Source organism: Burkholderia sp. WSM2230, assembly GCF_000472445.1.
Classification (GTDB): Bacteria; Pseudomonadota; Gammaproteobacteria; order Burkholderiales; family Burkholderiaceae; genus Paraburkholderia.
The window spans coordinates 386,771-412,248 of record NZ_AXAJ01000003.1; the positions used below are offsets into that span (position 1 = coordinate 386,771).

Below are 25,478 nucleotides of genomic sequence, written 5' to 3' on the forward strand. Positions count from 1 at the left end.
ATCGGACCAGACAGCGTGCGTCTCGCGACCCGAAATGCGCGCGGTTGCCTCGGGTGGAAGTAAGCGCTAAAGCGCTCACTGCTGCCGGATGCGCCGCGTGGGACCGGAGTAGGCGCCAAAGCGCTCACTCCGTCCACATTGGAGACCGGGCGTGCTTCATCAAATTATCGACCGCAGGTTGGCAGGCAAGAACAAAAGCATTGCGAATCGCGAGCGTTTTTTGCGTCGCGTGAAGAACTACATTCGTCGCGCCGTTTCTGAGGCGGTGCGCGACCGCAGCATCAAAGACATTCAGAACACGCAGAGCATCACCATTCCGCGTAAGGACATTGCCGAGCCGTCGTTCCGCCACGGTCCGGGCGGCAGGCGTGAAATGGTGCATCCGGGCAATTCCGACTACATTCGCGGCGACAAGATCCAGCGCCCGCAAGGCGGTGGCGGTGGAGGCGGCGGCAGTCAGGCCAGCAACGAAGGCGAGGGTCAGGACGACTTCGTGTTCGAGCTGAGCCGCGAAGAGTTCATGCAATATTTCTTCGACGACCTCGAACTCCCGCGCCTCGTCAAAACGCACCTGCTCGCTGTGCCCACGTGGAAGAGCATCCGCGCGGGCTGGGCCGCAGAGGGTACCCCGAACAACATCGATGTGGTCCGTTCGCTGCGCAGCGCGCTTGGCCGCCGCATTGCACTCGGCGCGCCGCTTGTGAACCAGCTGCACGAAATGGAGCGGCAACTGGAAGCACTCAAAGCCGATCCGGACGATCGCCGCGAAGAGATCAAGCTGCTCGAAGAGGAAATCCACCACCTGCGCGGGCGCATCTGGCGCATTCCGTTTATCGATCCGTTCGATCTGCGTTACGTGAATCGCGTGAAGCAGCCCACGCCGTCGAGCCAGGCCGTGATGTTCTGTCTGATGGATGTGTCCGGGTCCATGGACGAGCAGCGCAAGGATCTCGCCAAGCGCTTCTTCATCCTGCTGTATCTGTTCCTCAAGCGCAATTACGAAAAGATCGAGGTGGTGTTCATCCGCCACCACACCCGCGCCGAAGAAGTGGACGAAGACACGTTCTTCCATTCGACGGAAAGCGGCGGCACGGTCGTCTCCAGCGCGCTCGAATTGATGCAGAAGGTGATGGACGAGCGCTATTCGCCGACTGAATGGAACATTTACGGCGCCCAGGCGTCCGACGGCGACAACTGGACCGACGACTCGCCGAAGTGCCGCAAAATACTCGCGGATGACATCCTCGATAAGGTGCGCTATTTTGCGTATATCCAGGTGACGCCCGAAGAGCAGAACCTGTGGCTCGAATATGCGCAACTGGCGCTGAGCCAGCCGCATATGGCGATGAAGAAGGTCGAAACCGCGGCTGACATCTATCCGGTGTTTCGCGAGTTGTTCGAAAAGCAGGTGGCGTCGTCATGACGACAAAGCATTTGCACAACGAAGCGCGCGGCTATCAGCCGGAGCGTGACACAGGCGTGCCGCAGCGTGAGTCGGGGCATGCCGAGGCAGCGGCGGACGAAGCCGCAGCCGGAGCAGTCGACAACGCAGAAGCACGGGGACACACCGGAACGCCCACTGAGGGGCAAAGGGAAGTCCGTATGAACGTAGCCGATAGACGGCCTCTGCCGTGCCCGTCCGACTGGACCTTCGAGTTGATCGAGGAGTACGACTCGCATATTGCCCGTGTTGCGGAGCAATATGAACTCGACGTCTATCCGATCCAGCTCGAACTCATCAGCGCTGAACAGATGATGGACGCGTATGCGTCCGTCGGCATGCCGGTGAATTACCGGCACTGGTCGTTCGGCAAGCACTTTCTTGCTACCGAAAAAAGCTACCGTCGCGGGCAGATGGGGCTCGCGTACGAGATCGTGATCAATTCAAACCCCTGCATCGCGTATCTGATGGAAGAGAACACGATGACGATGCAGGCGCTCGTCATCGCGCACGCGGCGTATGGGCACAACTCGTTTTTCAAGGGCAACTATCTGTTCCGGCTGTGGACGGACGCGCACGCGATCATCGACTACCTCGTGTACGCGAAGAACTACATTGCCGAATGCGAGGAGCGCTATGGGCTCGATCGCGTGGAAGAACTGCTCGATTCATGCCATGCGCTGATGAATTACGGCGTGGACCGCTACAAGCGTCCGCAGAAGCTCTCGCTGGAAAAGGAATTTGCCGCGCGCCGCGAGCGCGAGGCGTATCTGCAATCGCAGGTGAACGAATTGTGGCGGACGTTGCCGACGCGGCATACGCCGTTGCCGGAAGAAATCGAGGAACGCTATCCGCCCGAACCACAGGAAAACCTGCTGTACTTCGCGGAGAAAAATGCGCCTCTGCTCGAGCCGTGGGAGCGCGAGGTGATCCGCATCGTGCGAAAAGTGGGGCAGTACTTCTACCCGCAGCGGCAGACTCAGGTCATGAACGAAGGCTGGGCCACGTTCTGGCATTACACGCTGCTCAACACGATGTACAACCAGGGCAAGCTGGAAGACGGCTTCATGATGGAGTTCCTCCATTCGCATAGCAACGTGGTGTACCAGCCGCCCGTCACCAAGCCGTACTACAGCGGCATTAATCCGTATGCACTCGGTTTTTCGATGATGAGCGACATTCGCCGCATCTGCGAAAACCCGACGGACGAAGACCGCAAGTGGTTCCCGGAACTGGCCGGTAGCCCGTGGCTTCCCGCCATGCACTACGCAATGCGCAATTTCAAGGACGAGAGTTTCGTCGCGCAGTATCTGTCGCCGCATCTGATCCGCGAAATGCGTCTGTTCTCAGTGCTCGACGACGACATGCGCGACGCGCTCGAAGTCTCCGCCATTCACGACGACAGCGGCTATCAGTACGTGCGCCAGGCGTTGTCACGGCAGTACGACATGCACCATCGCGAGCCGAATATTCAGGTGTGGGCGGTGAATACGCGCGGCGACCGCAGTCTGACGCTGCGGCATTTCATGAGCGATAACCGCCATCTTTCGTCCGACAGCGACGAGGTGCTCAAACACATGGCGCGCTTGTGGCAGTTCGACGTGTACCTTGAAAGCGTCGATGAAAACGGCACGGTCAGGAAGCGTTACGAGTGTCGCTACGTGCCGCCGGCCGTGAGGGCGTGACGGGCCTGCGAATGAAGTGGGGCCGGCAAAGGCTTTGAAACCCTGATGAAGACCAACTACGCGTGGGCCCCTAAATCAGCCATAAAGTCCCGGGCGCGTTCCGACAAACCTGGGGCCAGGTTCAGCGCCCGAGCGGCCGCCAGCGCAACCCGGGCACGGGCGCTCGTTTCCAGGTCGTTCGCGGCGGTCGTCAACCAGTCTGGAAACTTCTCTGTGAGCGCGTCGATCAACACGGCGGCCTGCCGTCGGTCCTTGTCTGCCTTCAGCGCGCGCGAAGGATCGCGAAGCGTGCTGACAATAAGCTTGTGAAGAGCGAATCTCGCGGGATCGGGCAGCATCACCGGCACCACATGTTCCTTGCCGAGAATGAAGCCGGGCGCCGGGTTGGATACCAGATACCGGAAGTACGGAAGCCCCGTCGCGTGTGCGCGCAACTGGGGCAATGCCTTCGTCTCGTATGCCTCGGTACCCGGCACGAGTAAATCGACCTTGAGCGGTTGTCCGCGAGCCTTGAACGAGGTCGACGGCTTTCGCGAGTCCAGTTCCGGTACTTCAAGAAAGGGGATACCGCTGTCACGGAGAATATCCAGAAAGCTCCTGTCTTCCGGGATAGCCACCGAAATACTCCCGGTGCTGCCGATGTCGATATCTTCCGTCCGATAGTTCGCAGGCAGGCGAACGCCCAGGCTGTTCAGAAGCGCACCAAATGCGTGCGAGCCGACGAGCACGCCACCGTTGCTGAAGATGCCGGCGTTAAAGAGCGTGGCAAGCGTCAGCGCGGAAGAATTGTCGGCAGCGGCAAAGCCCGCCTTGCGCAGCACCTGGACGTCGGCGCCAAGCGCGCGCATCTCCGCGCTCTCGAGTAGCCGGGCTTCGAGCGCAGCCTCTGTGGCGGGCTCTCCCGTCCGGCCTAGTGAGATTTCCTTGTGCTTTCCTGAAGCCAGATACACGCGCCAGTAGGTGTACGTTTTGCCGTCAACGGTCTTCTGCGCGGCAGAGCCAGGCGAATGCAGCGCGATGTGGTCCTGCCCACTGGCGCGCTCCGTGACAGAGGAGTACAGCGTTTGCAGCGCGTCGTTGTGAAAGCTGACCATAGGTCTTGACTCCTTATACCCTATGATTTCATATTAAGGTATAAGGGCAAGGAGGTCAAATTTATACCTTAACGTCAGATTCCAAGGGATAATCCGCGCGGGGCCAGGCAGCGCCTGCAGCGGCACGAACAGAAGCCAGCGCGGCCTCCGCACCGGTCGCCCACCACCCCACCCAACCGCCACGCTAATAACCGCGCCAACCATCGCGCCAACTCGCGTTGCCAACAAGCCCCCAACTTTTACTTGCGATTCTGTAAAATTCGCCCACGCCGAAAACCGCGTGCCGAAGGCGGCGCCCCGACCGCCGACTCCATCCAAGAGACAAGGAAGACACAACATGACCGACCTCACAGACCAAAGCGTGGCCTCCGCCCACGACACACGGCGCCGCATTTTTGCGATCGTCGGTGCGTCATCGGGCAATCTCGTCGAGTGGTTCGACTTCTATGTCTACTCGTTCTGCGCGCTGTATTTCGCGCCCGCGTTCTTTCCCAGCGGCAACGCCACCACGCAGTTGCTGAACACGGCCGGCGTGTTCGCGGCGGGTTTTCTGATGCGGCCGATCGGCGGCTGGTTCTTCGGCCGTCTCGCCGACAAGCATGGCCGACGCACCGCGATGATGGTGTCGGTGTTCATGATGTGCGGCGGCTCGCTGGTCATCGCCGTATTGCCCACGTACGCGCAGATCGGCGCGCTCGCACCCGCGCTGCTGCTGGTCGCACGGCTGTTCCAGGGCCTTTCGGTCGGCGGCGAATACGGCACCAGCGCGACCTATATGAGTGAAGTCGCGCTAAAAGGGCGGCGCGGCTTTTTCGCGTCGTTCCAATACGTGACGCTGATCGGCGGCCAGTTGTGCGCGCTGCTCGTGCTGGTGGTCCTGCAACAGACGCTCTCTAACGCCGAACTCAAGGCATGGGGCTGGCGCGTGCCGTTCGTGATCGGTGCGATTGCGGCGCTGGTCGCGCTGTATCTGCGTAAATCGCTCGATGAAACCACGACCGCGGCGACGCGTCAGCGCAAGGAAGCAGGCACGCTGCGCGGCTTGTGGCAGCATCGCGTCGCGTTTCTGACGGTGCTCGGCTTCACCGCCGGCGGCTCGCTGATTTTCTACACCTTCACCACGTATATGCAGAAATATCTGGTGAACACGGCGGGCATGAACGCGAAGACCGCGAGCAACGTGATGACTGCGGCGCTCTTCGTCTACATGATGATTCAACCGCTGTTCGGCGCGTTGTCGGACCGCATCGGTCGCCGCAATTCGATGCTGTGCTTCGGCCTGTTCGCGACCATCGGCACGGTGCCGCTCCTGCATGCGCTCAAAGACGTGACGAGCCCGTACGCGGCGTTCGCCCTCGTCGTGCTGGCGCTTGCCATTGTCAGCTTCTATACGTCGATCAGCGGCCTGATCAAGGCCGAAATGTTCCCGCCGGAAGTGCGTGCGCTCGGCGTGGGCCTCTCGTATGCGGTAGCCAACGCGATTTTCGGCGGCTCGGCGGAATATGTGGCGCTGTGGCTGAAGTCGGTCGGCAATGAATCGATGTTCTACTGGTACGTGACCTTCCTGTGTGCGGTCGCCGGCCTTGTCGCGCTGCGCATGCGCGATCCGTCGAAAGAAGGGTATCTGCGTCACGAACCGTGAGCGTGGGCGCGCTGTTTATCGCGCGCCTTGCCTGGCTCGCGTAGGGCGCCGCTCATGCGTTACAGTCGGCGTCGGGTGCAACGTCAGGACTGCTCGGTTTGGCTTCACGCGCGGCGTCAGACGGGTTTCATGCGGGGCGTCAGGTGCGCCTGACGCCCCGCAGCGTCCTACATCGCATCGCCCGCCCGGATTCACGCCACCACGATTCCGGTGCCTAGCACATGCAGCAGGTCGCGCAGCGCTTCGGCCTGTGCCATCTTCGCATCGCTGCGCAGGTGAATCTGCACGGCTCGCCCGGCAATGCCGTCGATGGGTTGGGCGAGCCACAACTCCACCGCAAGTCCCAATCCCTCGGGCTGATTATCGGCGACCGGCTCGATCACGCGTGGTTTGAAACAGGCACTGTCGGACATGGCGAATCACCTCGGCGCTGATGACGTGTCGGGATCATCGTAATCAGCGGCGCGCGCCCGTCCAAGCAACAAAAACGGCTTTGCTAAGCAGAGGATGCTTAGCAGAAAACGCGCTGACCCTGCATGCCGGCCGCGCGCTGTCGATCAACCAGGTTCGGTTGTATCGGCGGCCAGTTCCGCAACGAGATCCTTTACCGTCGCGCCGGCTTCACCGCTCAAAGCTGCCGCTGCAGTTGCTGTCGCGGCTGCTGCGCCCGCAACAGTCGCAGTCGCTGCCGTAGCCGCTGTGCTTGCCGTCGTTGCTGCGCTTGCCGCCGTTGCAGTCGCTGCCGCAGCAGCAGCGCCCGCCGCCGCTGCTGCACCTGCCGCAGTCGCCGTGGCCGCAGTCACCGCCGACACCGCCGACACCGCCGACACCGCCGACACCGCCGTCACCGCAGGAGCCGCAGGAGCCGCCGTCACCGCAGGAGCCGCCGACACCGCAGGAGCCGCCGCCGCGGCAAGTGTCGCCGCGCGCTCGCTCGCGCTCACCGCAGCCCGCGAAAGCATCAGCAGATGGTAGTAAAGCCGCGCGCTCAGCCCATAGTGATACGCGAACAGATGAGCGAGCGCGATCTTCAGACCCAGCCGTGCCTGACGGTTTCTCGCATGCACCGACACGACGATCGGCGCGAGCCGCCGCAGCGCGAGCTTGCGCGATGGCTCGAGCTGCGGCGGCAACTTCAGCTTCTTGACGAATGCGTAGGCGCTAAGCGTGGCGGCCGCCGCCGTCCCGCGCGTGCTATGGGAAATGGAACTTGCGGTCTTGCGATACACCGACACGTAGTCATGCAGATAAAAGACCTCGCGCGCCGCGAGGCAGAGTTCGGTGCCGAACACGAAATCGCAGCACGCGCCGTACTGCTCCTTATAGCCAATGCGCTTGACGAGCCGCGCGTCGGCCATCCAGCCGTTGTTGGGGAACATCTGGATCAGTCCCGTCCGGCCCGGCAGCGGTTGCAAGCCTTCGGCGTCTTTCGTGCGCCTGAAGGCCGCGTTCAGCCGCGTGCTTGCTTCGAGGTCGATCGCGCCGTCGGGGCCCGCTTCGTACTGCGCGCCGAACGCCGCATCGAGCCGTGGATACTGCTTCCAGAGCGAAACGAGTTTTTCGACGCCGTCGGTGGTGAGCACGTCGTCGTCATGAATCAGCAGAATCCTGTCGCCGCCGGCGCGCTCGAACAGCCTCGCGACGTTGCGCGCCTGGCCGAGAGGCGGCTCGTTCCTCACGTAACGGATGCGCCGCGCGTTCAGCTCGTCAGAATAGCGCGACGCGAGCAGCTGCTCGGTGCGCGCATCGCTGGAATCGTCGCCGATCACGATTTCCAGGTTGCCGTAAGTTTGCGCCAGACACGAGTCGATACACTCGACGATCAATTCCGGCCGGTTGCAGGTCGGCACGCAGATCGACACCTTGGCGGACTCGGCGGCGGGCTCGGGAATGGACATGGGCGTCGCCTTTGTTATCTGTGGAAGGGGCGGCAGCCGGCTGCTTGTTCGCATACATTGCTGCAAGCAGAAAAGTAGTGCATCGCGCCGAAAAAATATTTCGGAAAAAAACGGAAAAAATGTCTGCTATATGAAAGCGGCCGAAAGGGAAAAATTTATGCGGCTTTGCTGGTCAAACGCAGCAAAGCCGCTTGCAGACCCGCGCTTAATTTCAACCGACTGACGGCTCGCCTTCGCCCGGCTTCTGGCCGGGACGGTCCGCCGGCGACTGATCGCGCCCTTCGTCGCCGCGTTCGGGCAGTTTGCTCTTTTCATTGTCACTATGTACGGCGGGCTGCGGATGGGCGATGTCGTCCGGCTTGTCGTTGCTCTCCTGCTTGGGCTCGGCCATGGCGTTCTCCTCGATTGAATACGTAGCTCATGGAGCAAAGCCCGGGCCTGGGCGCGTTCAGTCCGCCTGCGCAGCGCCCATCAGCGAAACAATGAAATCGAGGAACGCGCGCACCTTGGCCGGCGGATGATGCCGCGATGGATAAAGCGCGTAGAGCGGATAAACCTCATCGCCCCAGTCGGGAAAAAGCTCGACCATCTTGCCGCTCGTGAGCAGCGACTCGGCGCCGAGCGCGAGAATCTGCGCGACGCCCTGGCCCGCGGCGCAAACGCTGTGCAGGGTACCCACGTCGTTGACGGTCAAACGGCCTTGCGGAGTGATGACCATTTTCCTGCGACCGCGGTGGAATTCCCAACTGAATGGATAACCGGTGAGCGGATCGCGGAACTTGATGCACGCATGGTTGCCGCTCTCCAGTTCCGTCGGATTCGTCGGGTGCCCATGCTTCTTCAGATACGACGGCGCGGCCACCGTCAGGATGCGCGTGTCGAGCAGCTTGCGCGCGATCAGCGACGACACCGGCGGCTCGCCAAAACGGATCGCGATGTCGAAACCGTCGCTGACCATATCGCCCAACTGGTCGCGGGTGATCAGTTCGACGTGCAGATCCGGATGTTTGTCGACGAAACCGCCAACCCTCGGCCCCAGCACGAGGCGCGAGAAGAACGGGTCCATGTTCACGCGCAGGCGTCCGCGCACGGCTGTCGCGCCTTGCGCGGCGGAGGCGGCGGCTTCCTCAAGTCCGCTCAGGAGCGGCACGATCTGCTCGTAGAAGCGCCGGCCTTCGTCGGTGAGCGTGACCGAGCGCGTCGTGCGGTCGAATAGCCGGATGCCGAGCCGCGCCTCGAGCCGCGCGACAGAACGGCTCACGCCCGATTGAGACATGTCGAGCGCAACGCCTGCCGCCGCGAAACTCCCGCAATCGACAATGGCTGTCAGCACGCCTATGCCGTTCAGCATGCGCTCGTCAAATGGCATGAGTTCGTCCTTTTTATTGGAAAACGCCGTACATGCTAACGCGAAACGCCCGCTGGCAAGGCCGGCCACGAAAGACCGTGGGCCGGTGATGCGTGTTGCATGACGAAGGTAGTGGCGGGCGGCGCAGCGGAGGCAGGTGACAGCGGCGCGGCACGGATAAACACGACCCCAGCTCGCACGATCCGCTCTTCAGCGCCCCGCGCCCTGGCTGGCCGGCGCCCGCACAGCGGGCGCGGTGTCGAGATGGCGAAACACCCACGCCGACAGCAGCGTGATCGCGCCGACGCAGACAAAGCTCAGCCGAAAGCCGAGCGCAGCAGAACCCCATTGCGCGGCGAACAGCTTCACAAGACCGCCGCCGATCGACACGCCAAGCCCGATCGCGAGCATCTGCACCATCGAAAAGAGGCTGTTGCCGCTGCCGGCGTCTTCATGGGAAAGACCCTTGAGCGTGACGCTGTTCATCGCCGCGAATTGCATGGAGTTGGCCGCGCCGAACACCGCCAGAATCGCGATTTCGACAATGAGCGGCGTGCTGCGCGAAATCAACGCAAACGCCACGATCGACGAACCGACGACCAGCGTATTCACGAGCAGAAAGAGCTCGTAGCCGAAGCGCCGCACGAGCGGCGTGATCCAGCGCTTCGCGACCGTGCCGGCGAGCGCCGCGGGCAACATCATCAGACCCGAATGCAGCGGCGTGTAGCCGAGCTGAAGCTGCAACAGCAGCGGCACGAGAAACGGCACGGCGCTCGAGCCGATGCGACACACCAGGTTGCCGATCAGGCCGACGCTGAAATTCGGCTCGCTGAACAGCGACAATTTGAAGAGCGGGTTGCGCCGCCGCTTTGCGTGCGGAACGTAGGCGAGCGCGCTTACGGCCGCAAGCGCGAAGAGCGCCGCCGACCACGCCGCCTGATGCGTCGGCGCGGGCGCGTCGACGGCCAGCGAAAATGCGATCATGGAGAGCGACAACAATCCGCAGCCGACGAAGTCGAATGGCGGCGCCTGCGTCTCGCCGTGCGGGGGCAGAAAGCGCTGCACCGCGTACAGACCGATCGCGCCGATCGGCACGTTGATCAGAAAAATCCAGTGCCACGTGATCGCCTGAACGAACCAGCCGCCGAGTGTCGGTCCGGCAATCGGACCGAGCTGACCCGCGACCGAAATGAACGCGAGCGCCGCAACGTACTGTTCGCCGGACACGCTGCGCAATACGGCGAGGCGTCCGATCGGCAGCAGCATCGAACCGCCCACGCCTTGCAGCACGCGCGCGAGCACGAGTTGACCCAGCGTATGCGCGCTCGCGCAGCAGATCGAGCCGATCACGAAGATCAGGATCGCCGCAAAATAGACCCGCCGCGTGCCGAAGCGGTCCGCGAGCCAGCCGGAGGCGGGGGTGAGCATCGCCATCGTCAGCGTGTAGGCGACTACGATCGGCTGCATCGCGAGCGGCGCGACGTGCAGGCTGTGCGCAATGGAAGGCAGCGCGGTGTTGACGATCGTCGTGTCGAGCGACTGCATGAAAAAGCCGGCTGCGACGATCCACAGCAGCGCGGTATGCGACGAATCCCTGGTCATGTGATGGCAAGCGGTCGGCGCGCGGCGCCGCGGAGCGAAGTGTTGTCAGCAAACGCTTCAATGATACGGCATTGGGCGGCGCAGGGAGTTCGCTCGCCAACGAGCTTATTCAGGCATCTTGCGAAAGGAAATCGCAAAGCGATTCCAGGCGTTGATGGCCGAAACCAGCAGCGTCAGGTCGACCAGTTCTTCGTCGCTGAAGTGGGGGCGCACGGCTTCCCACACGGCGTCGGGCACGTGGTCGTGCGAGATGAGGGTCAAGGCTTCGGTCCATTCGAGCGCGGCGCGTTCCCGATCCGTGAAGAACGGCGTTTCGCGCCATGTGACCACCGTCGCGAGACGCCGCTCGGTTTCGCCGCCTTTGCGGGCGTCGGTGGTGTGCATGTCGACGCAGAACGCACAGCCGTTGATTTGCGACGCGCGCAGCCGCACGAGTTCCGCGAGCGACTTTTCAATCGATGATCTGCCGATGCGTTCCTCGAGGCCCAGCATCGCCTTGATCGCGGCGGGACTGGCTTTATAGAAGTCGAGACGTTGTTGCATGATTCACTCCTTGCGTTGGTTGGGCGCATCCGCTGATGCGATGAGTGAATACTAGCGGTCGCACTGGCTTGGCAAAATGACCATTTTGGACGTTTATTGGGTAGCCACTTTGTTCTCAGAGTGAAGCGGCGCAGACGGCCTGGAGCGCCCTTGTTCGCTGTAATGGCATCGTTGCCGCACTGGCGTCGATTGGGTATGGTGGGTCATCGACCTTATCGAAGAGTTCACCTATGACGTCCGCCACCGAGCCTGTCCCGCCGCCCGGTTCACAAACCATTCGCACCGACGTGCTGATCGTCGGTGCGGGTCCCGTGGGCCTGTTTGCCGCTTTCGAGGCCGGCGTGATTGGCTTGTCATGCCAGATCGTCGATGCGCTCGGCAAGATCGGCGGCCAATGCACGGAGCTGTATCCCGACAAGCCGATCTACGACATTCCCGCGATTGCGTCATGCACCGCGCGTGAGCTGGTGGACCGCCTGCTTGCGCAGTGCAAACCATTCGACGTGCCCATTCATCTCGAGCAACGGGTCGAATCGGTCGAGCAGCGCAGCGATGGGCGGTGGACCGTGCGCACCAATCGCGGCCTCGTGTTCGACGTTGCCGCCGTCATGCTGGCTGCGGGCAATGGGGCGTTCGTGCCGCAAAAGCTGCCGCTCCCCGAAGCGCAGGCGCTCGAGTCGCGCTACGTTCACTACAGTGTGCAACGTCTCGCGGATTTCGCCGACAAGACCGTGGTTGTGGCCGGCGGCGGCGATTCCGCGCTCGACTGGGCGCTCGCGTTGCGCAAAGTGGCGCGGCGCGTGACGCTCGTGCATCGGCGCAACGGCTTCAGCGCGGCCGATTCGAGTGTCGAGTTGATGCGGCGCGCGGTGCAAGCCGGCGAGATGGACTTCGTGGTCGGTGCGATTTCAGGGTTGACGGTAGAAGGCAATGCGCAAACCAACCCGGAAAGCAGTGCGCTCAAATCCATCACATTGCGACATATCGAGGGCGAAACCGAACTGCAGGCCGACCAGCTCGTCGTGCTTTACGGCCTCGTCGCCGATCTCGGCCCGATAGGGCAGTGGGGCTTGAGCATTCACGGCGGCCGTGTCGATGTGGATACGTCCAACTACGAGAGTTCGCGGCCAGGCATCTTCGCGGTGGGCGACATCGCCAACTATCCGAACAAGCAGAAACTGATTCTGTCCGGCTTTCACGAGGCGTCGCTCGCGCTGCGCAAAGCGTATTCATATGCGTACCCGGAGCGCAAACGCGTGCACGTGCATTCCAGCTACGACGCGAAACTCGCCGAGAAGGTCGCCGCGGCAGGGTGAGCTTGCGGGATGATCCGGGCGGACCCGGTGACGATCGCGTGATCGCACCGGGTCTTTTTTGCATCACAAATTGCTATTTTCCTGCGGGTTGGCTCGCGGCAGCCGCCGCGCTCGCCGCCTTCTGTTTTTTCTTCGCTTCATGATGGCCGATTGCACAGCCTGCTGCGGCGCCGGCCACGCCGTGGCCACCGGCAACATGTCCGCCGACCCCGCCGACTACCGCGCCTTTGGTACAACCCTCGGCATGCGCTGCTGTGGGAATGAACGCGAACGAGGCCATGAGAGCCATGGCGAGAGTGGCATGTTTCAAGGGAAGCTCCTTATGTCGAGGTAGGTAGGTGCCTCGCAAGAGAGCAATCGCGGGACCTGACGTGTCGACGGTGCGCGGGGCCCCGGGCGAGCAGAATGCATGTTTGGCGACGGTCTGCGGCAACGGCACATGGTTTGCTTCTTCAGGGCATCTTCGGGTGGCGTCGCAGAAGTCGTTTGTCCTTCGTCGGATAGATGCGAGAAGGGCGCCCCGATTGCCTCAATTGCCCATGCCGCGTGAGCCGTTGGCTCACAAAACCGCGGCAGTGCGCCCTGCAACAAGAAAGGCGCCACACGACCATCACGGCAACGCGCCGCAAAGGAGGAAAAAAACAATGATGGACGCGATTTATCTGCTGTTCGGTCAAGGGCGAGATCTCGACCCGCTGCAGATGAGCGTACGGGCGCTGCTCGTGTTTGTGATCGCGCTCGTCCTGATCAGGGTTTCCGGCCGGCGCTCGCTCGGGCAACGCTCGCCGTTCGATTCAGTCGTGGTGATTCTGTTGGGCGCGACCTTGAGCCGCGCGATCGTGGGCGCGTCGCCGTTCGTCGCGACCGTGCTGGCGTCGCTCGTGATTGTGGTGTGCCACCGTATGCTCGCGTGGATATGCATGCGCTCGCATGCGATCGAGCGGCTGGTGGGCGGCGTCGAGCGCGAGGTGTACAGCAACGGCGCGTTCAACGAGAACGAACTGCGGGCCGCGCTGATGACCCGGGACGACGTACGCGAAAGCGTGCGGCAGAAGATCGGCACACGTTCGTTCGACAAGGTGGCCGCGGCGATTCTCGAACGCAACGGCGAAGTGAGCGTGATTCGCAAGGAGCAGTGAGCGGACGGCCGTCAGCATCGAGGCATGGACATGGGCATGGGCCACAGCCACAGCCACAGCCACAGCCACAGCCACAGCATTGCTCCGTGAACCGCGAGCGCTGCGCAGCAGCGCAACACCACTGGGCCGCGCAACGCAGCAGGCGAGGGCACGCACGCCCAGCCGTCAGCCGCGGCCCCCGCGCGAGATTTCCTCGCCGGCGCGATGCGGCAGCCGCAGTGTGACCGGGATCGAGGCGAACGAGCACAGCCCCACGACGAGGAACGCGGGCCAGAAATCCGACCACATGATGGTTTCATGGCCGTTCAGCAAGCGCGAGATCTGTAGCACGATGCCGCCGACGGTCACGCCCAGACCGAGCGACATCTGCTGCACGACACTGCCGAGGCTCGTCGCGCGTCCAACATCGCGGCTCGCAATTTCCGCATAGGTCAGCGAGTTCAAACTCGTGAATTGCAGCGCGGGAAAGAAGCCGCCGAGCAGCACCACCACCCAGATGATCCACGTCGGCGTGCCGGGGAAGAAGAGTCCGCAGGCCGCAATCGAAATTCCCGACAAAGCCGCGTTGACCACCAGCACCGAGCGAAAGCCATAGCGATGCAGCACGCGCGACGCCACCGTGCGCATGAACATGCCGCCGAATGCCGACGCGCAGGTGATCAGCCCCGATTGAAACGCGCTCATGCCGTGTCCTTCCTGCAGCATCAGCGGCAACAGGAACGGCAGCGCACCAAGGCCGATGCGGAACAGCGACCCGCCGAGCACGCTCGCCTGAAACGTCGGCACCTTGAAAAACCGCAGATCGAGCAACGGCAGCCGCGCGCGCTGCGCATACGCAATGTAGAGAATGAGCAGGACCGCGCCGATTCCACACATGGCGAACGCGTCGCTATTGGAAATCAGCTCGCCGCCGACGAGCGACAACCCGAGCAGAAGCAGCACGGCACCCGCCGCCGACAGCAGAAAGCCGATCCAGTCGAGCGGGCCAGGATGCGGCTCGCGTGTATTGGCAATGTGCCTGTTCGTCAGATAGATGCCGAGTATGCCGATCGGCACATTGATGAAGAAAATCAGCCGCCAGTGCAGATAAGTCGTGATGAAGCCGCCGAGCAGCGGCCCGGCCGCCGGGCCGAGCATGGCGGGCACGCTCAGATAATTCATCGCGCGGATGAAATCGGCTTTCTGCACGACGCGGAAAATAATGATCCGGCCGACCGGCACCATCATTGCGCCGCCCACGCCTTGCACGAAACGCGCGAGCGTGAAGGTGGCGAGCGAATTGGACGCCGCGCACAGCAGCGAGCCGGCCACGAAGATGCCGATGGCCGTGCGAAATACGCTGCGCGCGCCAAAGCGGTCGGCAAGCCAGCCGCATACCGGGATAAAGACGCCCAGCCCCAGCACATAACTCGTCACGGCGATTTTCAGCGTGACCGGATCGCGCCCGAAGTCGCGCGCCATGGCCGGCAAGGCCGTGACGATCACGTTCGCGTCGACGCTTTCCATGAACATCGCGCACGCGACGATCAGAGGCGCAATCAGGGCTTTCTGGACGACGGTCATGGAAGGGGCCACGGCGGGCGGCCGCAGTTAAAGGGGCCATTATTGCACCTGTACGGTGCGGTTTGTTAATACCGGCCCCGCAGATGCGGCCCTTTTCCGGCGCACCGCAACGCGCCGCACTACCGCACGGCTGTGATTTCGGCGCCACATCTTTCGTTTTTTGTTGCGCTGCGCAATGAGAGGTCTATAATCGGGTTATTCCCTAGGTATAAACCCTATACAGGAGCCCAACCATGAACACCGCAACGAACACTGCAGCCACCCGCAATACCGTCGCCGCCAAGGGTAATTGGCTGGCGCGGCTGCGCGCGCTGGCGCTGCACGCGCTGAACCTGCATCTGCAGAACTGCGCTGTGATGGCTGAAGCGCATCGCCGTCCGCAGTAAGCGCGGAGCGCGGCCGGGCGCGCCGAAAGGTGCTGCGAGCGGTCGCGTTTGCTGACTTCGGTGGTCGCTGAGCAGGCAGATGAAAGTCACTGCGAGCGAGGCGGATCTGAAAAAACTGGCGGCGCATTTCGCGCCGCTAGTGCTTTGTAAATCTCGAGCAACGAGCGGGGCCTCCATGTATTGTTCGCGGCTCACGTCCGGCGGCTGACATCGTCGCGGCTCATCGTCCGCGGCTCATTCACCCGAGCGGCGCGTCGCCTTTGCAAGCGTCTGACGCATTTTCGCCGCTCGCGCGGACAATGCGCTCGTCACCAGCAGCGTCGACACGAGGCCGACCAGATACACACCCGCCATCATCCAATCCTGTTCCGCCATCACCGTTCTCCCGTCAAGTGCCTCCTTCGTGCGACCAACGTATCGCATCTCGCGAGGCTGTTGCTTGCGATTACGGCAGCCGCGGCAAAAAGCTTAATCTGCATGCGTACGTACTTCGCGAATCTCGCATGCGCACGCCTGGGCTAACGCCGAAATCTTCGTTCGCCGCGCGCGATTAACGTTTAAACTTCAGCCCCCTGAGTTTCAAGGTCAGCCGACGCAGCGCCGGGGTGCGCCGCGAGCGCGACCATTGCCGACAACCGGCCCAGGTTAAACCCCGGCGCCAAACCCCGTACTGTCAACCTTTTGGTCCGCTTGCCGTTATCCAGTTGTAATCACCGGAAGGCGATCTGGCGGCAGTCGGCCGTCGCCGCGACAGCTGACAGCTCCAAGCAAGGCCCGCATTGACCATGTTCCATCGATATAAGAATAAATTCGACCGGCTAGGCGCGATGTTCGTCCGTGCATCGAAGGCGCCTGGCATCAGGGGATTGCTCTCGCCCATGCTCGCGCTGGCGATCTGCGCGCTGCTGCTGGTCGTGCTCCAGCACCTGTCCCAAGCCGTCGACTACCGCTCGGTCATGCACGAGCTGCGCCGCCTGAGCGCCGGAGAATGGACCGCCGCGCTGGCCGCCACGGTGCTCAGCTATCTGGCGCTCGTCGGCCGGGATGCGGTCGGCCTGCGCTACCTGGGCGCGCGCGTGCCGCGTACGGCGCTCTGGATCGGCGCCACCGCGGGCTCCGCGCTCGGCAACGCGACCGGCTTCGGCGCATTGACGGGCGGCGCGGTGCGCGCCCGCGTGTACGGCGCGGCGAGCATCACGCCCGCGCAGATCGGCCGCATGACGGTCTTCACGAGCGTTTCGCTCGCGCTCGCGCTAGTTCTGATGACGGCGCTCGGCATGGTATGCGTGGCCGGCCTGCTGGCGCCGATGCTGCACCTGTCGGCGGCTGGCGTCCGCTGGGTAGGCGCCTTGCTGCTCGGCGCGCTCATTGCGCTGACCGCCGCCTGCCGGGTCGAGACCCGCGCGGTCCGGACGCGCTGGCAGTGGCTGTCGTTCGACATTCCCGCGCGCCGCGACCTGCTCGAGCAGGTGGGCCTTGCCGTCCTCGACGTGATCGCCGCCGGCCTCGCGTTGTGGTCGCTCCTGCCGCATGCCGACGTGAGCTTCGTCACCTTCATCACGGTTTATGCCGCAGCGATGCTGCTCGGCATGATCGGCCATACGCCCGGCGGCGTCGGCGTGTTCGAAGCGGCCATGGTGTTCACGCTCAACGGCAGCGTCGCGACGCAGCAGATGGTCGCCGCGCTGCTCGCGTATCGCGCGATCTACTTCGGCGCGCCGCTCGTCGTCTCGGCTGCGTTGCTCGCCGGGTTCGAGGGGCGCGCGCTCAAAGGGCGCCTGCCGCTGCGGCAGGCGGCGGGCGCGTCGAGGCTCGCGCCGCTGTTCCTGAGCCTCGTCACCTTCGTAGTCGGCGGCATGCTGGTGATCTCCAGTGCGACGCCCGCGTTCTGGCAACGCCTTTACATTCTGCGCGACGTGTTGCCGCTGTGGGTGCTCGAAAGCTCGCAGATGCTGTGCAGCGTGCTCGGCGTGCTGTTGCTGTTCGTCGCGCGCGGGCTGCTGCGGCGTCTGGATGCCGCCTGGTGGATGACCTTGCTGCTGGCGGTGCTGAGCCTCGGCTTGTCGCTGACCAAAGGTCTTGCATTCGTCGAAGCCGGCGTGTTGTGCATGCTGATCGTGCTCCTGCTCGTCACGCGCCGGCGCTTCAACCGCCATTCGTCGCTGTTTGCCGAGCGTTTCACGGCGGGCTGGCTGGTGTCCGTGGCGATGGTCCTGATGCTCGCGACGTGGGTGATGCTGTTCGCGTTCCGCGACGTCCCCTACACGCGCGACCTGTGGTGGCAATTCGCTTTCGACGAACGCGCGCCGCGTGCGCTGCGCGCGACGCTGGCCGCGAGCCTGTTCGCCGCAACCTTCTCGTTCTGGCAGTTGCTGCGCCCGGCGCCTGGCCACTTCGTGAAGCCCGCGCCCGAAGATCTGCAGGACGCGGCGCGCATCGTGCGCGCGCAGGAACGCAGCGACGCCGGTCTCGCGCTGATGGGCGACAAGAGCTTTCTGTTCTCCGAGTCGCGCGAGGCATTCCTGATGTACGCGAAGTACGGTCGCACGTGGGCCGCGCTGCACGATCCGGTGGGCCCGCGCGAAGAGTGGGCGGGCCTGATCAGCAAGTTTGTCGCGCTCGCGCATGCGCACGGCGGGCGCGCGGCGTTCTATCAGGTGCGCGCGAACGCGTTGCCGTTGTATCTCGACGCCGGCCTCTCGCTGATGAAGCTCGGCGAGGAAGCGCACGTCGTGCTGGACGAGTTCGATCTGAAAGGCTCGCATCGCGCGCATCTGCGCTACGCGCTCAAACGCGGCGAGCGCGACGGCTTTACCGTCGAAGTGATCGATCAGGCGGAGGTGCCGGCGTCGCTCGAAACGCTGCGCGGCATTTCCGACGGCTGGCTGAACTGCCGCGATGCGCGCGAAAAGAGCTTTTCGGTCGCCGCCTTCACCGACGAATATCTCGCCGCGCAATCCGTCATGCTGGTGCGCCAGAACGGCGAGCCGGTCGCGTTCGTCACCTTCATGACGACCGACCTGAACACCGAGGCGACCGTCGGCGTGATGCGCCACGTGGAAAGCGCGTCGCCGTATGCAATGGAATATCTGTTTACGCAACTGGCGCTGCATCTGAAGCAGGCGGGTTTCCGTTCGCTCAGTCTCGGCATTGCGCCGCTCTCGGGCATGCAGCCGACGCCGCTTGCGTCGCGCTGGCACCGGATTGCCGGCATCGTGTGGCGCTTCGGCGGCCGCTTCTATAACTTCCGCGGACTGCGCGCTTTCAAGAGCAAGTTCCAGCCGCATTGGGAGCCGCGCTATCTCGCGGCGTCAGGCTCGGTGGGCGTGGTGTTCACGCTCGCGGACCTGTCATTGCTGGCAGGAGGCCGGCGTTCATGAGTTTGCATTCGTTTTTCCGGCTCGCCGCGGTGGCGGGTCTCGCGGCTTGCAGCACGCTCGCCGGCGCGGCGACGGCCACGGCCACTGCTTCTGCCACTACCGCTGCCACTACCGCTGCCACTACCGCTGCTACGACCATTCCGGGCGGCCGTTACGGCAACGTCACCGTCACGCGGCCGACCGGTCCGTTGCGCGGCTTCGTCGTGCTGTATTCGCAGGCGAGTGGCTGGAGTGCGGCGGATCAGCAAAGCGCCGATGCGCTCGCCAAGGCGGGCGCGTTGACCGTCGGCGTGGATACCGCGCGCTACGCGGCCAATCTTGCAGCTAACGTTGGAGCCGAACCCGCGCAGAAGAATGAAACCTGCCATCAGCTCGTGGGCGACGCGGAGGCGTTGAGCCATCAGCTCGAGCGGCAGTCGCAGTCGAGCCATTATTTCGCGCCGATTCTCGCCGGCACCGGCCAGGGCGCGACGCTCGCCTTGCAGGTGCTCGAACAGGCGCCGTCGAACACGATTGCCGGCGCTGTCGTGGTGGATGCCGAGCGCACGCTCGATCCGCGCTTCAAGCCGTGCCCGCCCGACGCGACCATCATTCGCGACAAGATTCCGGGCTTCGTCGAAAAGGCGTCGACGGGCAACGCCGACCGCGCGCGGCTCGTCGCATTGGTGACGCCGCATCTGCAAACCGTCGCGACCCACGACGACGATGTCTCCGACCTGCCGCTCATCGAATTGCCGGCCGCGCATCCGAACGGCCTGATGGCCATCGTCATTTCCGGCGACGGTGGTTGGCGCGACCTCGACAAGACCATCGCCCAGGCATTGCAGAAAGATGGCGTTTCGGTGATCGGCTGGGACAGCCTGCGCTATTTCTGGAGCGAGAAGCCGCCCGCACAAACCAGCCGCGATCTCGCGCGCGTGATGCAGACTTACGCCGCTCGCTGGCATGCGGAGCACATCGCGCTGATCGGCTATTCATTCGGCGCGGACGTAATGCCGTTCGCGTACAACCGTTTGCCCGAGGCGTTGCGCGCGAAAGTGTCGCTGATTTCGCTGCTCGGCTTCGCGCCGGAAGCCGATTTCCAGATCCGCGTGGGCGGCTGGCTCGGCATGCCGGCGAGCGACAAGGCGTTGAAGGTGCGCCCCGAACTCGCGCATCTGCCGCCTGGCATCGTGCAATGCATTTACGGGCAAGATGAGGAGGACTCCTTGTGCCCGGCGCTGACGAAGACCGGTATCGACGTGATCCGGACCTCGGGCGACCATCACTTCGGCGGCGATTACAACGCGCTCGAACGGCGCATTCTCGGCGCGTTCAAAAAGCAGAGCGGCGTGCGCGACTGATTCGAACGGCGCGGCATGCGCCGTGACTCGCGCGGTGTTCCCCGTCGAGGCAGGACGAGCGGGGCGGCACGACGTCTGGCGTAACGCGCACGCCGCCGTGCGTGTTCAATCCATCGCTTCAAATTCGAGCCACGCGAGACGATGCGGTGCGTCCTGCGTCCTGCGTCCTGCGTCCTGCGTCCCGCGTCCCGCGTCCTGCGTCCCGCGTCCCCGCGTCCGGCCTGGTCGATCGTTCGTCCTTCCTTCTGCTTCACCACACGCGCCTATAGGCCGGATCGCGCTTTGCGAGCGCTATCGCACATATGACGGCGCTGCCGGATTTTATGATCCTTTCAGATTCTTCAGCCTGGTTGATCGGCAATCGTTCGGTCAACCGACGCTGCAAGGCGCCGGGCCGTCCATTGTGGTTGTGACGTTCTGCTGCGCTAACGCAGTACGCCATCGCTCAGCAGCGCAGTGCGGCGGTGTGCTTTCGACATGACGGGCAGTGGCCATGGCACGGTGAGCGGCCGTCTGCGGCGTGTCTGTGCATGCGCAACGCGAGGCCGTGAATGCTGGATTCCTTTTTCTTCGACATTGCCGCGCGGGAGCCCGAGCGGCGCGCGCTGTGGGTCGACGAACAGCTGTATCGCTATGGCGAACTCGCTGTGCGCGCCGAGCGCATCGCGGCGGGACTGAAGAGCGCGATGCCTGCCGACGGCGCGCGCCGCTGTCTGCTGTTCGCGCATCGCAGCGTGGCCGCGTACGCCGGTTTGCTCGGCATCATGAAGGCGGGGCTCGCGTACGTGCCGCTCAATCCGACGGTGCCCGCGGCGCGCATCGCGGCGACGATCGAGCAATCCAGGGCGCCGGTGCTGCTGGTCGACCGTCGCTGCGCGATGCTGCTCGACGAAGTGCTTCTGTTGATAGACGAATGCCCGCAGGTCTTTTTTATCGGCGACCAAGAAGAGCCCGGCGATGTGCACGAAACGCGCGATCCGCATAATGCGCCGCGCGCCGATCATCTGCCGCGGCTGCCGGACGCATCGACGGGTGCGCAACCCGCAATCGCTTCGCGCACGCCGGAGGATCACGCGTATGTGTTGTTCACGTCCGGTTCCACAGGCGCACCGAAAGGCGTGCCGATCTCGCATGCGAACATCTGCGCGTATGTAGCGGGGCAACTGCAATTGCTCGGCCGGCTGCCCGATGCGCGTCACGCGCAATTCTGCGAGCTGTCCTTCGATCCTTCGGTGCACGACATGTTTGTATGCTGGGCAAACGGCGCGTGCCTGTATGTGCCCGCGACGGTCGAGCCCATCTACAACGCGGACTTTATCCGGCGACATGCGATCACGCATTGGAACAGCGTGCCCTCGGTGGCCGCCTTCATGCAGCAATTGCGCAAGCTTGGGCCCGACGCATTTCCCAGTCTGCAGGTCACGTGTTTCGGCGGAGAGACGCTGCCGCGCTCCGTTGTAGAGGACTGGCAGCGGGCCGCGCCGAACAGCCGGATTTTCAACGTGTACGGTCCCACGGAAACGGCCATCGCCTGCACGGCGTTCGAAGTCACGCCGCCGTTTCTCGCCGAGTCGACCGAGGCCGCAATGCCGCTTGGCGAAGCCGTGCCCGGCATGGAACTGTTGATCGTCGATGCGGCGCTGCAGCCGGTGGCGCGCGGCGAAAGCGGTGAACTGCTGATCGGCGGCCCGCAAGTGGCGGCGGGCTATCTGCGCGCCGACGAACCGAACAATCGCCGCTTCGTCGCGACGCGTTATGCCGGCTACCGCTCGCAGCGCTGGTATCGAAGCGGTGACGCTGCGCGCGAAGTCGCGGGGCTCGGTTTCGTTTTCCAGGGCCGTCTGGATACGCAAATCAAGATTCGCGGCAACCGGGTCGAGCTCGAGGAAGTCGAGCAGGCGATCCGGGCTTGCAGCGGCGCTGCGTTTTGCGCGGTGATTCCGTGGCCCGTCGATGAAACCGGCCGCGCCGATGGACTGATCGCGTTCCTGACGGGCACGCCGGTCGACGGTGCGGACGTCGTGCGAGGCTGCCGTCAGCGCTTGCCGGCCTACGCGGTGCCGCAACGGGTGATCGCGCTCGACGCGATGCCGCTCAACGCAAACGGAAAGATCGACAGAAGGGCGCTCGCGGCCCACTACGCGAGCCGCAATGTGCTCACCTGAAAACGAAACAGTCCGCGCGACGGCGACGTTCGAGCGCCGCGCGTGAAACCACGCATCCGGGGAAAACGAATGAAACAACATGTGCGCCGCATTCTTGAGGATGCAGCCTGCCTTAACGTCGCGGTCGAAACGCTAGGCGATGACGACGATCTATACGCTGCCGGTTTGTCGTCACTCGGCACCGTGCGCGTGATGATGGCCGTCGAGGAGACGTTCGCGGTCGAGATTCCCGGCGCGCTGATTACGCACGCCATGTTTGGAAGCATCGCCGCGCTCGCCGGCGTCATCGCGCAGATCGTGCCGGAGGAATCGCTTGCGGCGCGAACCTGAAGCAGCGCTCTCGCGACCCATCACGACGATCATGCCCACGATGACGCCGGTGACATTCGACGGCTGTTTCGGATGGCTGCACCGGCCGCGCGGCGCGCGAGCCGCAATGGGCGTGGTGCTGTGCAGTCCGTTCGGCTATGAGGCGCTGTCGGCGTATCGCGGCTGGCGCGATCTCGCGGACGCGCTGGCCGCGCGCGGCATCGCGGCGCTGCGCTTCGACTATCCCGGTACCGGCGATTCGAGCGGCAACGAGGAAGACCCGCTGCGCTGGCGCGCATGGCTCGACAGCATCAAGTCGGCGGTTCGCGTGCTGCGCGAGCGAAGCGGCGCGTCGCGGATCACCTTGTGCGGGCTGCGTCTGGGCGCGACGCTCGCGGCCATCGCCGCGGAAGAACTGGGCGGCGTCGACAGTCTCGTCATGCTGATGCCGCTCGTGTCGGGCAAGGCGTACATCCGCGAGCTGGAGCTTCAGCAGCACACGTGGCTCGCCGCGCAAAGCGCGCTCGGACTCGAGCTGGAAGATGAGCCGGCCGGCACTGTCGGCGCCCACGGTTTCAGGTTGTATCCCGATACCCTCGCGCTGCTCGCGAAGGTCGATCTGCTTGGCGCGGGTGAGTGCGAAGGGACGTGTGGCGGACGGCGCATCGCGCGTCGTGTGCTGCTGCACGATATCAACGGTAGCGCGCGCTTGCAGAGACTTGCCGCCCACTATGAGGCGCTTGGCGCGCAAGTGCAGGTGCAGTTGTTCGGCGAATATGGCAGGTTTCTGCTGAACCCGAGCTACAGCGAGCCGCCGCGTCGCGCGTTCGACACCGTGCTCGAGTGGCTCGACGCAAGTGGATCGGATGTGCCGGATGCGCCAGATGCGTCGAATGCGCCGGCCGCGCAGGCCCGAGTCCCAGATCCCACGCCATCCGCGAACATTGTTTTCGCCGACGGGCGCGAGACGCCAGTGGTGTTCGGCGGCTACGTGGCTGTGCTGTGCGAGCCGCGGCACGCACTTCATGGCGCGCCGGCGGTGCTTTTCGTCAACACGGGTGGCGTGCACCGCATCGGCGACAGCCGCTTCACGGTGCTCATGGCGCGGCGGCTCGCGGCGCAAGGCATCGCGTCACTGCGCATGGACCTGAGCGGTCTTGGCGACAGCGTGCGCCGCGACGCGGCGCTGACACTCGACGCGGTCTATTCGCAGTACTCGATTGACGACGCGTGCGCGGGCGTCGACTGGCTGACGGCCGCCGGCTATCCGAAGATCGTCATGGCCGGCGTGTGCAGCGGCGCCTATGTGAGCCTGCATGCGGCGCGCGCGCGGGTCGCCGTAATCGGTTGCGCGTGCATCAATCTGCCGTTCTTCACGTGGGGCGGCGCGCGCGTGCGGCCAGGCGCAGAGTACGTAGCGTCGAGCGAAGTGTATCGGCGGGCCATGCGCAATCCGCGCAAGTGGCTGCGTCTGCTGACCGGCCAGGCCAAGGCGGCCGCGATTACCGTCGAGCTCGCGCGACGTCTGTCGGCGCGCGTCGCCGCGCGCGCGGGCGCCGCGCTCGAAGGGCTGCTCGGCGAGCGCACGCCAGGCGGCGCGATTCGCGGACTCGTGCGCGAACTGGAGCGCAAGGGCGTACAGACCGCGTTGCTGTACGGCATGCTGGACGAGGGCCTCGACGAACTCGACATTCACTTCGGTCCCGACGGCGCTCAACTACTCAAGCGCAGCAACGTGTGGGTCGAGCAGATAGCCAAGGTCGACCACGCGCTCTTTTCACGCTGCGCGCGCGAAGCGATGATGGCGCACTTCGAGCAGTTCTTGCGCGAGCGCATACCTGGCGCGCACAGCGAATCTGCTTCTGCACCTGCACCTGCACCTGCGGCTCGCGGCTTGCGCACCACGCAGCCAGGCTCGCAACCCAGACGCCAGCCGGGAGTGCAGCGGCCGTGACACGCGGCGCGCTCGGGGCGTCAGCATTGACAAATCCTGACAAGTCAACGATGATCGGCCACATGAACTGCCTCGACATCCGTATTGCGCTGATTATTAGCATCATTCATCGAATGGTGGGTTAGCGCGCGTCTGATTGCAGTCACACATAACCCGCCCCACGAGGCGGGTTTTTTTATGTCCGCTTGCTCCCGCCTCCGGTCGACTTTCGATGCTACGTCCTTGCCGCACAGGAGCTTGCCTTGCCGTTTCGCGAAACCCAACCGCTCGTTGAAGCCGTCGACAACGTCGCGCTTCGTCACGACTACCTGAAAAAAACCCTCACCGCGCGCGTCTACGACGTGGCCCGCGAGACCGAGCTCGAACGCGCGCCGCATCTGTCGGCGCGGCTGCGCAATCCCGTTTATCTGAAGCGCGAGGACAACCAGCCGGTGTTCTCCTTCAAGGTGCGCGGCGCGTACAACAAGATGGCCCACATGCCCACCGACGCGCTCGCGCGCGGCGTGATCACCGCGTCGGCGGGCAATCATGCGCAGGGCGTGGCGCTTTCGGCGGCGCGCATGGGCGTGAAGGCAATCATCGTGGTGCCGGTCACGACGCCGCAGGTCAAGGTCGATGCAGTGCGCGCGCACGGCGGGCCGACCGTCGAAGTCGTGCAGTTCGGCGAATC

General features: G+C 64.0%; 21 protein-coding genes and 1 pseudogene. 12 read left to right on the forward strand and 10 right to left on the reverse strand.

Annotated elements, in window-relative coordinates:
- Window positions 1–151: 151 nt before the first annotated feature.
- Together A3AC_RS0110110 and A3AC_RS0110115 are read left to right on the forward strand one after the other, a co-directional pair.
- A complete protein-coding gene (locus A3AC_RS0110110) occupies window positions 152–1,423 on the forward strand; it encodes a YeaH/YhbH family protein (RefSeq protein WP_025598694.1) in 1,272 nt (423 codons plus the stop codon).
- Window positions 1,420–3,126 (forward strand): SpoVR family protein, encoded by a 1,707-nt coding sequence (locus A3AC_RS0110115; protein WP_025598695.1) that lies wholly within the window; start codon window positions 1,420–1,422, stop codon window positions 3,124–3,126. Before A3AC_RS0110110 ends, A3AC_RS0110115 begins: the two co-directional genes overlap by 4 nt.
- A gap of 56 nt (window positions 3,127–3,182) precedes the next feature.
- Here the strand turns inward: A3AC_RS0110115 and A3AC_RS0110120 are convergent, their stop codons facing one another.
- Window positions 3,183–4,220 (reverse strand): GSU2403 family nucleotidyltransferase fold protein, encoded by a 1,038-nt coding sequence (locus A3AC_RS0110120; RefSeq protein ID WP_025598696.1) that lies wholly within the window; start codon window positions 4,218–4,220, stop codon window positions 3,183–3,185.
- 337 nt (window positions 4,221–4,557) lie between these two features.
- Between A3AC_RS0110120 and A3AC_RS0110125 the strand changes: the two genes are divergently transcribed.
- Window positions 4,558–5,862: an MFS family transporter gene (locus A3AC_RS0110125; RefSeq protein ID WP_025598697.1), complete on the forward strand. Its 1,305-nt coding sequence runs from the start codon at window positions 4,558–4,560 to the stop codon at window positions 5,860–5,862.
- 191 nt (window positions 5,863–6,053) lie between these two features.
- Here the strand turns inward: A3AC_RS0110125 and A3AC_RS0110130 are convergent, their stop codons facing one another.
- The 6 genes and pseudogenes from A3AC_RS0110130 to A3AC_RS0110155 form a co-directional block, all read right to left on the reverse strand.
- The gene (locus A3AC_RS0110130; RefSeq protein WP_025598698.1) at window positions 6,054–6,275 is read right to left on the reverse strand and encodes a hypothetical protein; all 222 of its coding nucleotides are present in this window, start codon (window positions 6,273–6,275) and stop codon (window positions 6,054–6,056) included.
- Between the two features lie 420 nt (window positions 6,276–6,695).
- A pseudogene (locus tag A3AC_RS0110135) lies at window positions 6,696–7,760 on the reverse strand (glycosyltransferase family 2 protein); the annotation flags it as partial.
- Window positions 7,761–7,971: 211 nt separating this feature from the next.
- Window positions 7,972–8,151 carry a hypothetical protein gene (locus A3AC_RS0110140; RefSeq protein WP_025598701.1) on the reverse strand — a complete coding sequence of 60 codons (180 nt, stop codon included), beginning with the start codon at window positions 8,149–8,151 and terminating at the stop codon, window positions 7,972–7,974.
- Between the two features lie 57 nt (window positions 8,152–8,208).
- Window positions 8,209–9,129: a LysR family transcriptional regulator gene (locus A3AC_RS0110145; protein WP_025598702.1), complete on the reverse strand. Its 921-nt coding sequence runs from the start codon at window positions 9,127–9,129 to the stop codon at window positions 8,209–8,211.
- 189 nt (window positions 9,130–9,318) lie between these two features.
- Window positions 9,319–10,710 (reverse strand): DHA2 family efflux MFS transporter permease subunit, encoded by a 1,392-nt coding sequence (locus A3AC_RS0110150; protein WP_025598703.1) that lies wholly within the window; start codon window positions 10,708–10,710, stop codon window positions 9,319–9,321.
- Between the two features lie 105 nt (window positions 10,711–10,815).
- Complete coding sequence (locus A3AC_RS0110155) at window positions 10,816–11,253, reverse strand: carboxymuconolactone decarboxylase family protein (RefSeq protein ID WP_025598704.1); 438 nt, start codon at window positions 11,251–11,253, stop codon at window positions 10,816–10,818.
- Window positions 11,254–11,483: 230 nt separating this feature from the next.
- Between A3AC_RS0110155 and A3AC_RS0110160 the strand changes: the two genes are divergently transcribed.
- The gene (locus A3AC_RS0110160) at window positions 11,484–12,569 is read left to right on the forward strand and encodes an NAD(P)/FAD-dependent oxidoreductase (RefSeq protein ID WP_025598705.1); all 1,086 of its coding nucleotides are present in this window, start codon (window positions 11,484–11,486) and stop codon (window positions 12,567–12,569) included.
- Window positions 12,570–12,642: 73 nt separating this feature from the next.
- On the opposite strand, the gene A3AC_RS0110165 is transcribed toward A3AC_RS0110160, so the two are convergent.
- On the reverse strand, window positions 12,643–12,858 hold the full coding sequence (locus A3AC_RS0110165) for a hypothetical protein (RefSeq protein WP_051361605.1): 216 nt from the start codon (window positions 12,856–12,858) through the stop codon (window positions 12,643–12,645).
- Window positions 12,859–13,213: 355 nt separating this feature from the next.
- Between A3AC_RS0110165 and A3AC_RS0110170 the strand changes: the two genes are divergently transcribed.
- Entirely contained in the window at window positions 13,214–13,708 is a 495-nt protein-coding gene (locus tag A3AC_RS0110170) for a DUF421 domain-containing protein (protein WP_025598708.1), read from the forward strand.
- 165 nt (window positions 13,709–13,873) lie between these two features.
- Here A3AC_RS0110170 and A3AC_RS0110175 read toward each other — a convergent pair whose 3' ends face one another.
- Window positions 13,874–15,271, reverse strand: coding sequence for an MFS transporter (locus A3AC_RS0110175; RefSeq protein WP_025598709.1), 1,398 nt, complete (start codon window positions 15,269–15,271; stop codon window positions 13,874–13,876).
- A gap of 233 nt (window positions 15,272–15,504) precedes the next feature.
- Here A3AC_RS0110175 and A3AC_RS30650 point away from each other — a divergent pair, with 233 nt between their 5' ends.
- Window positions 15,505–15,657, forward strand: a complete 153-nt coding sequence (locus tag A3AC_RS30650; protein WP_198017982.1) for a hypothetical protein — start codon at window positions 15,505–15,507, stop codon at window positions 15,655–15,657.
- A gap of 234 nt (window positions 15,658–15,891) precedes the next feature.
- On the opposite strand, the gene A3AC_RS29140 is transcribed toward A3AC_RS30650, so the two are convergent.
- Window positions 15,892–16,032 carry a hypothetical protein gene (locus A3AC_RS29140; RefSeq protein WP_198017983.1) on the reverse strand — a complete coding sequence of 47 codons (141 nt, stop codon included), beginning with the start codon at window positions 16,030–16,032 and terminating at the stop codon, window positions 15,892–15,894.
- Between the two features lie 452 nt (window positions 16,033–16,484).
- Between A3AC_RS29140 and mprF the strand changes: the two genes are divergently transcribed.
- From mprF to A3AC_RS0110215, 6 genes are all read left to right on the forward strand, one after another.
- Window positions 16,485–19,037 carry a bifunctional lysylphosphatidylglycerol flippase/synthetase MprF gene (gene mprF, locus A3AC_RS0110190; protein WP_232231926.1) on the forward strand — a complete coding sequence of 851 codons (2,553 nt, stop codon included), beginning with the start codon at window positions 16,485–16,487 and terminating at the stop codon, window positions 19,035–19,037.
- On the forward strand, window positions 19,034–20,380 hold the full coding sequence (locus tag A3AC_RS0110195; RefSeq protein WP_025598711.1) for a virulence factor family protein: 1,347 nt from the start codon (window positions 19,034–19,036) through the stop codon (window positions 20,378–20,380). The genes mprF and A3AC_RS0110195 overlap by 4 nt, the downstream gene beginning before the upstream one ends.
- A 551-nt stretch (window positions 20,381–20,931) precedes the next feature.
- The gene (locus A3AC_RS0110200) at window positions 20,932–22,545 is read left to right on the forward strand and encodes an amino acid adenylation domain-containing protein (protein ID WP_025598713.1); all 1,614 of its coding nucleotides are present in this window, start codon (window positions 20,932–20,934) and stop codon (window positions 22,543–22,545) included.
- Window positions 22,546–22,614: 69 nt separating this feature from the next.
- Window positions 22,615–22,875 (forward strand): acyl carrier protein, encoded by a 261-nt coding sequence (locus tag A3AC_RS0110205; protein WP_025598714.1) that lies wholly within the window; start codon window positions 22,615–22,617, stop codon window positions 22,873–22,875.
- The gene (locus tag A3AC_RS0110210; protein WP_232231920.1) at window positions 22,859–24,808 is read left to right on the forward strand and encodes an alpha/beta hydrolase family protein; all 1,950 of its coding nucleotides are present in this window, start codon (window positions 22,859–22,861) and stop codon (window positions 24,806–24,808) included. The genes A3AC_RS0110205 and A3AC_RS0110210 overlap by 17 nt, the downstream gene beginning before the upstream one ends.
- A gap of 242 nt (window positions 24,809–25,050) precedes the next feature.
- Window positions 25,051–25,478 (forward strand): pyridoxal-phosphate dependent enzyme (locus tag A3AC_RS0110215; protein WP_025598716.1); only part of this gene is annotated, 428 nt, incomplete at its 3' end.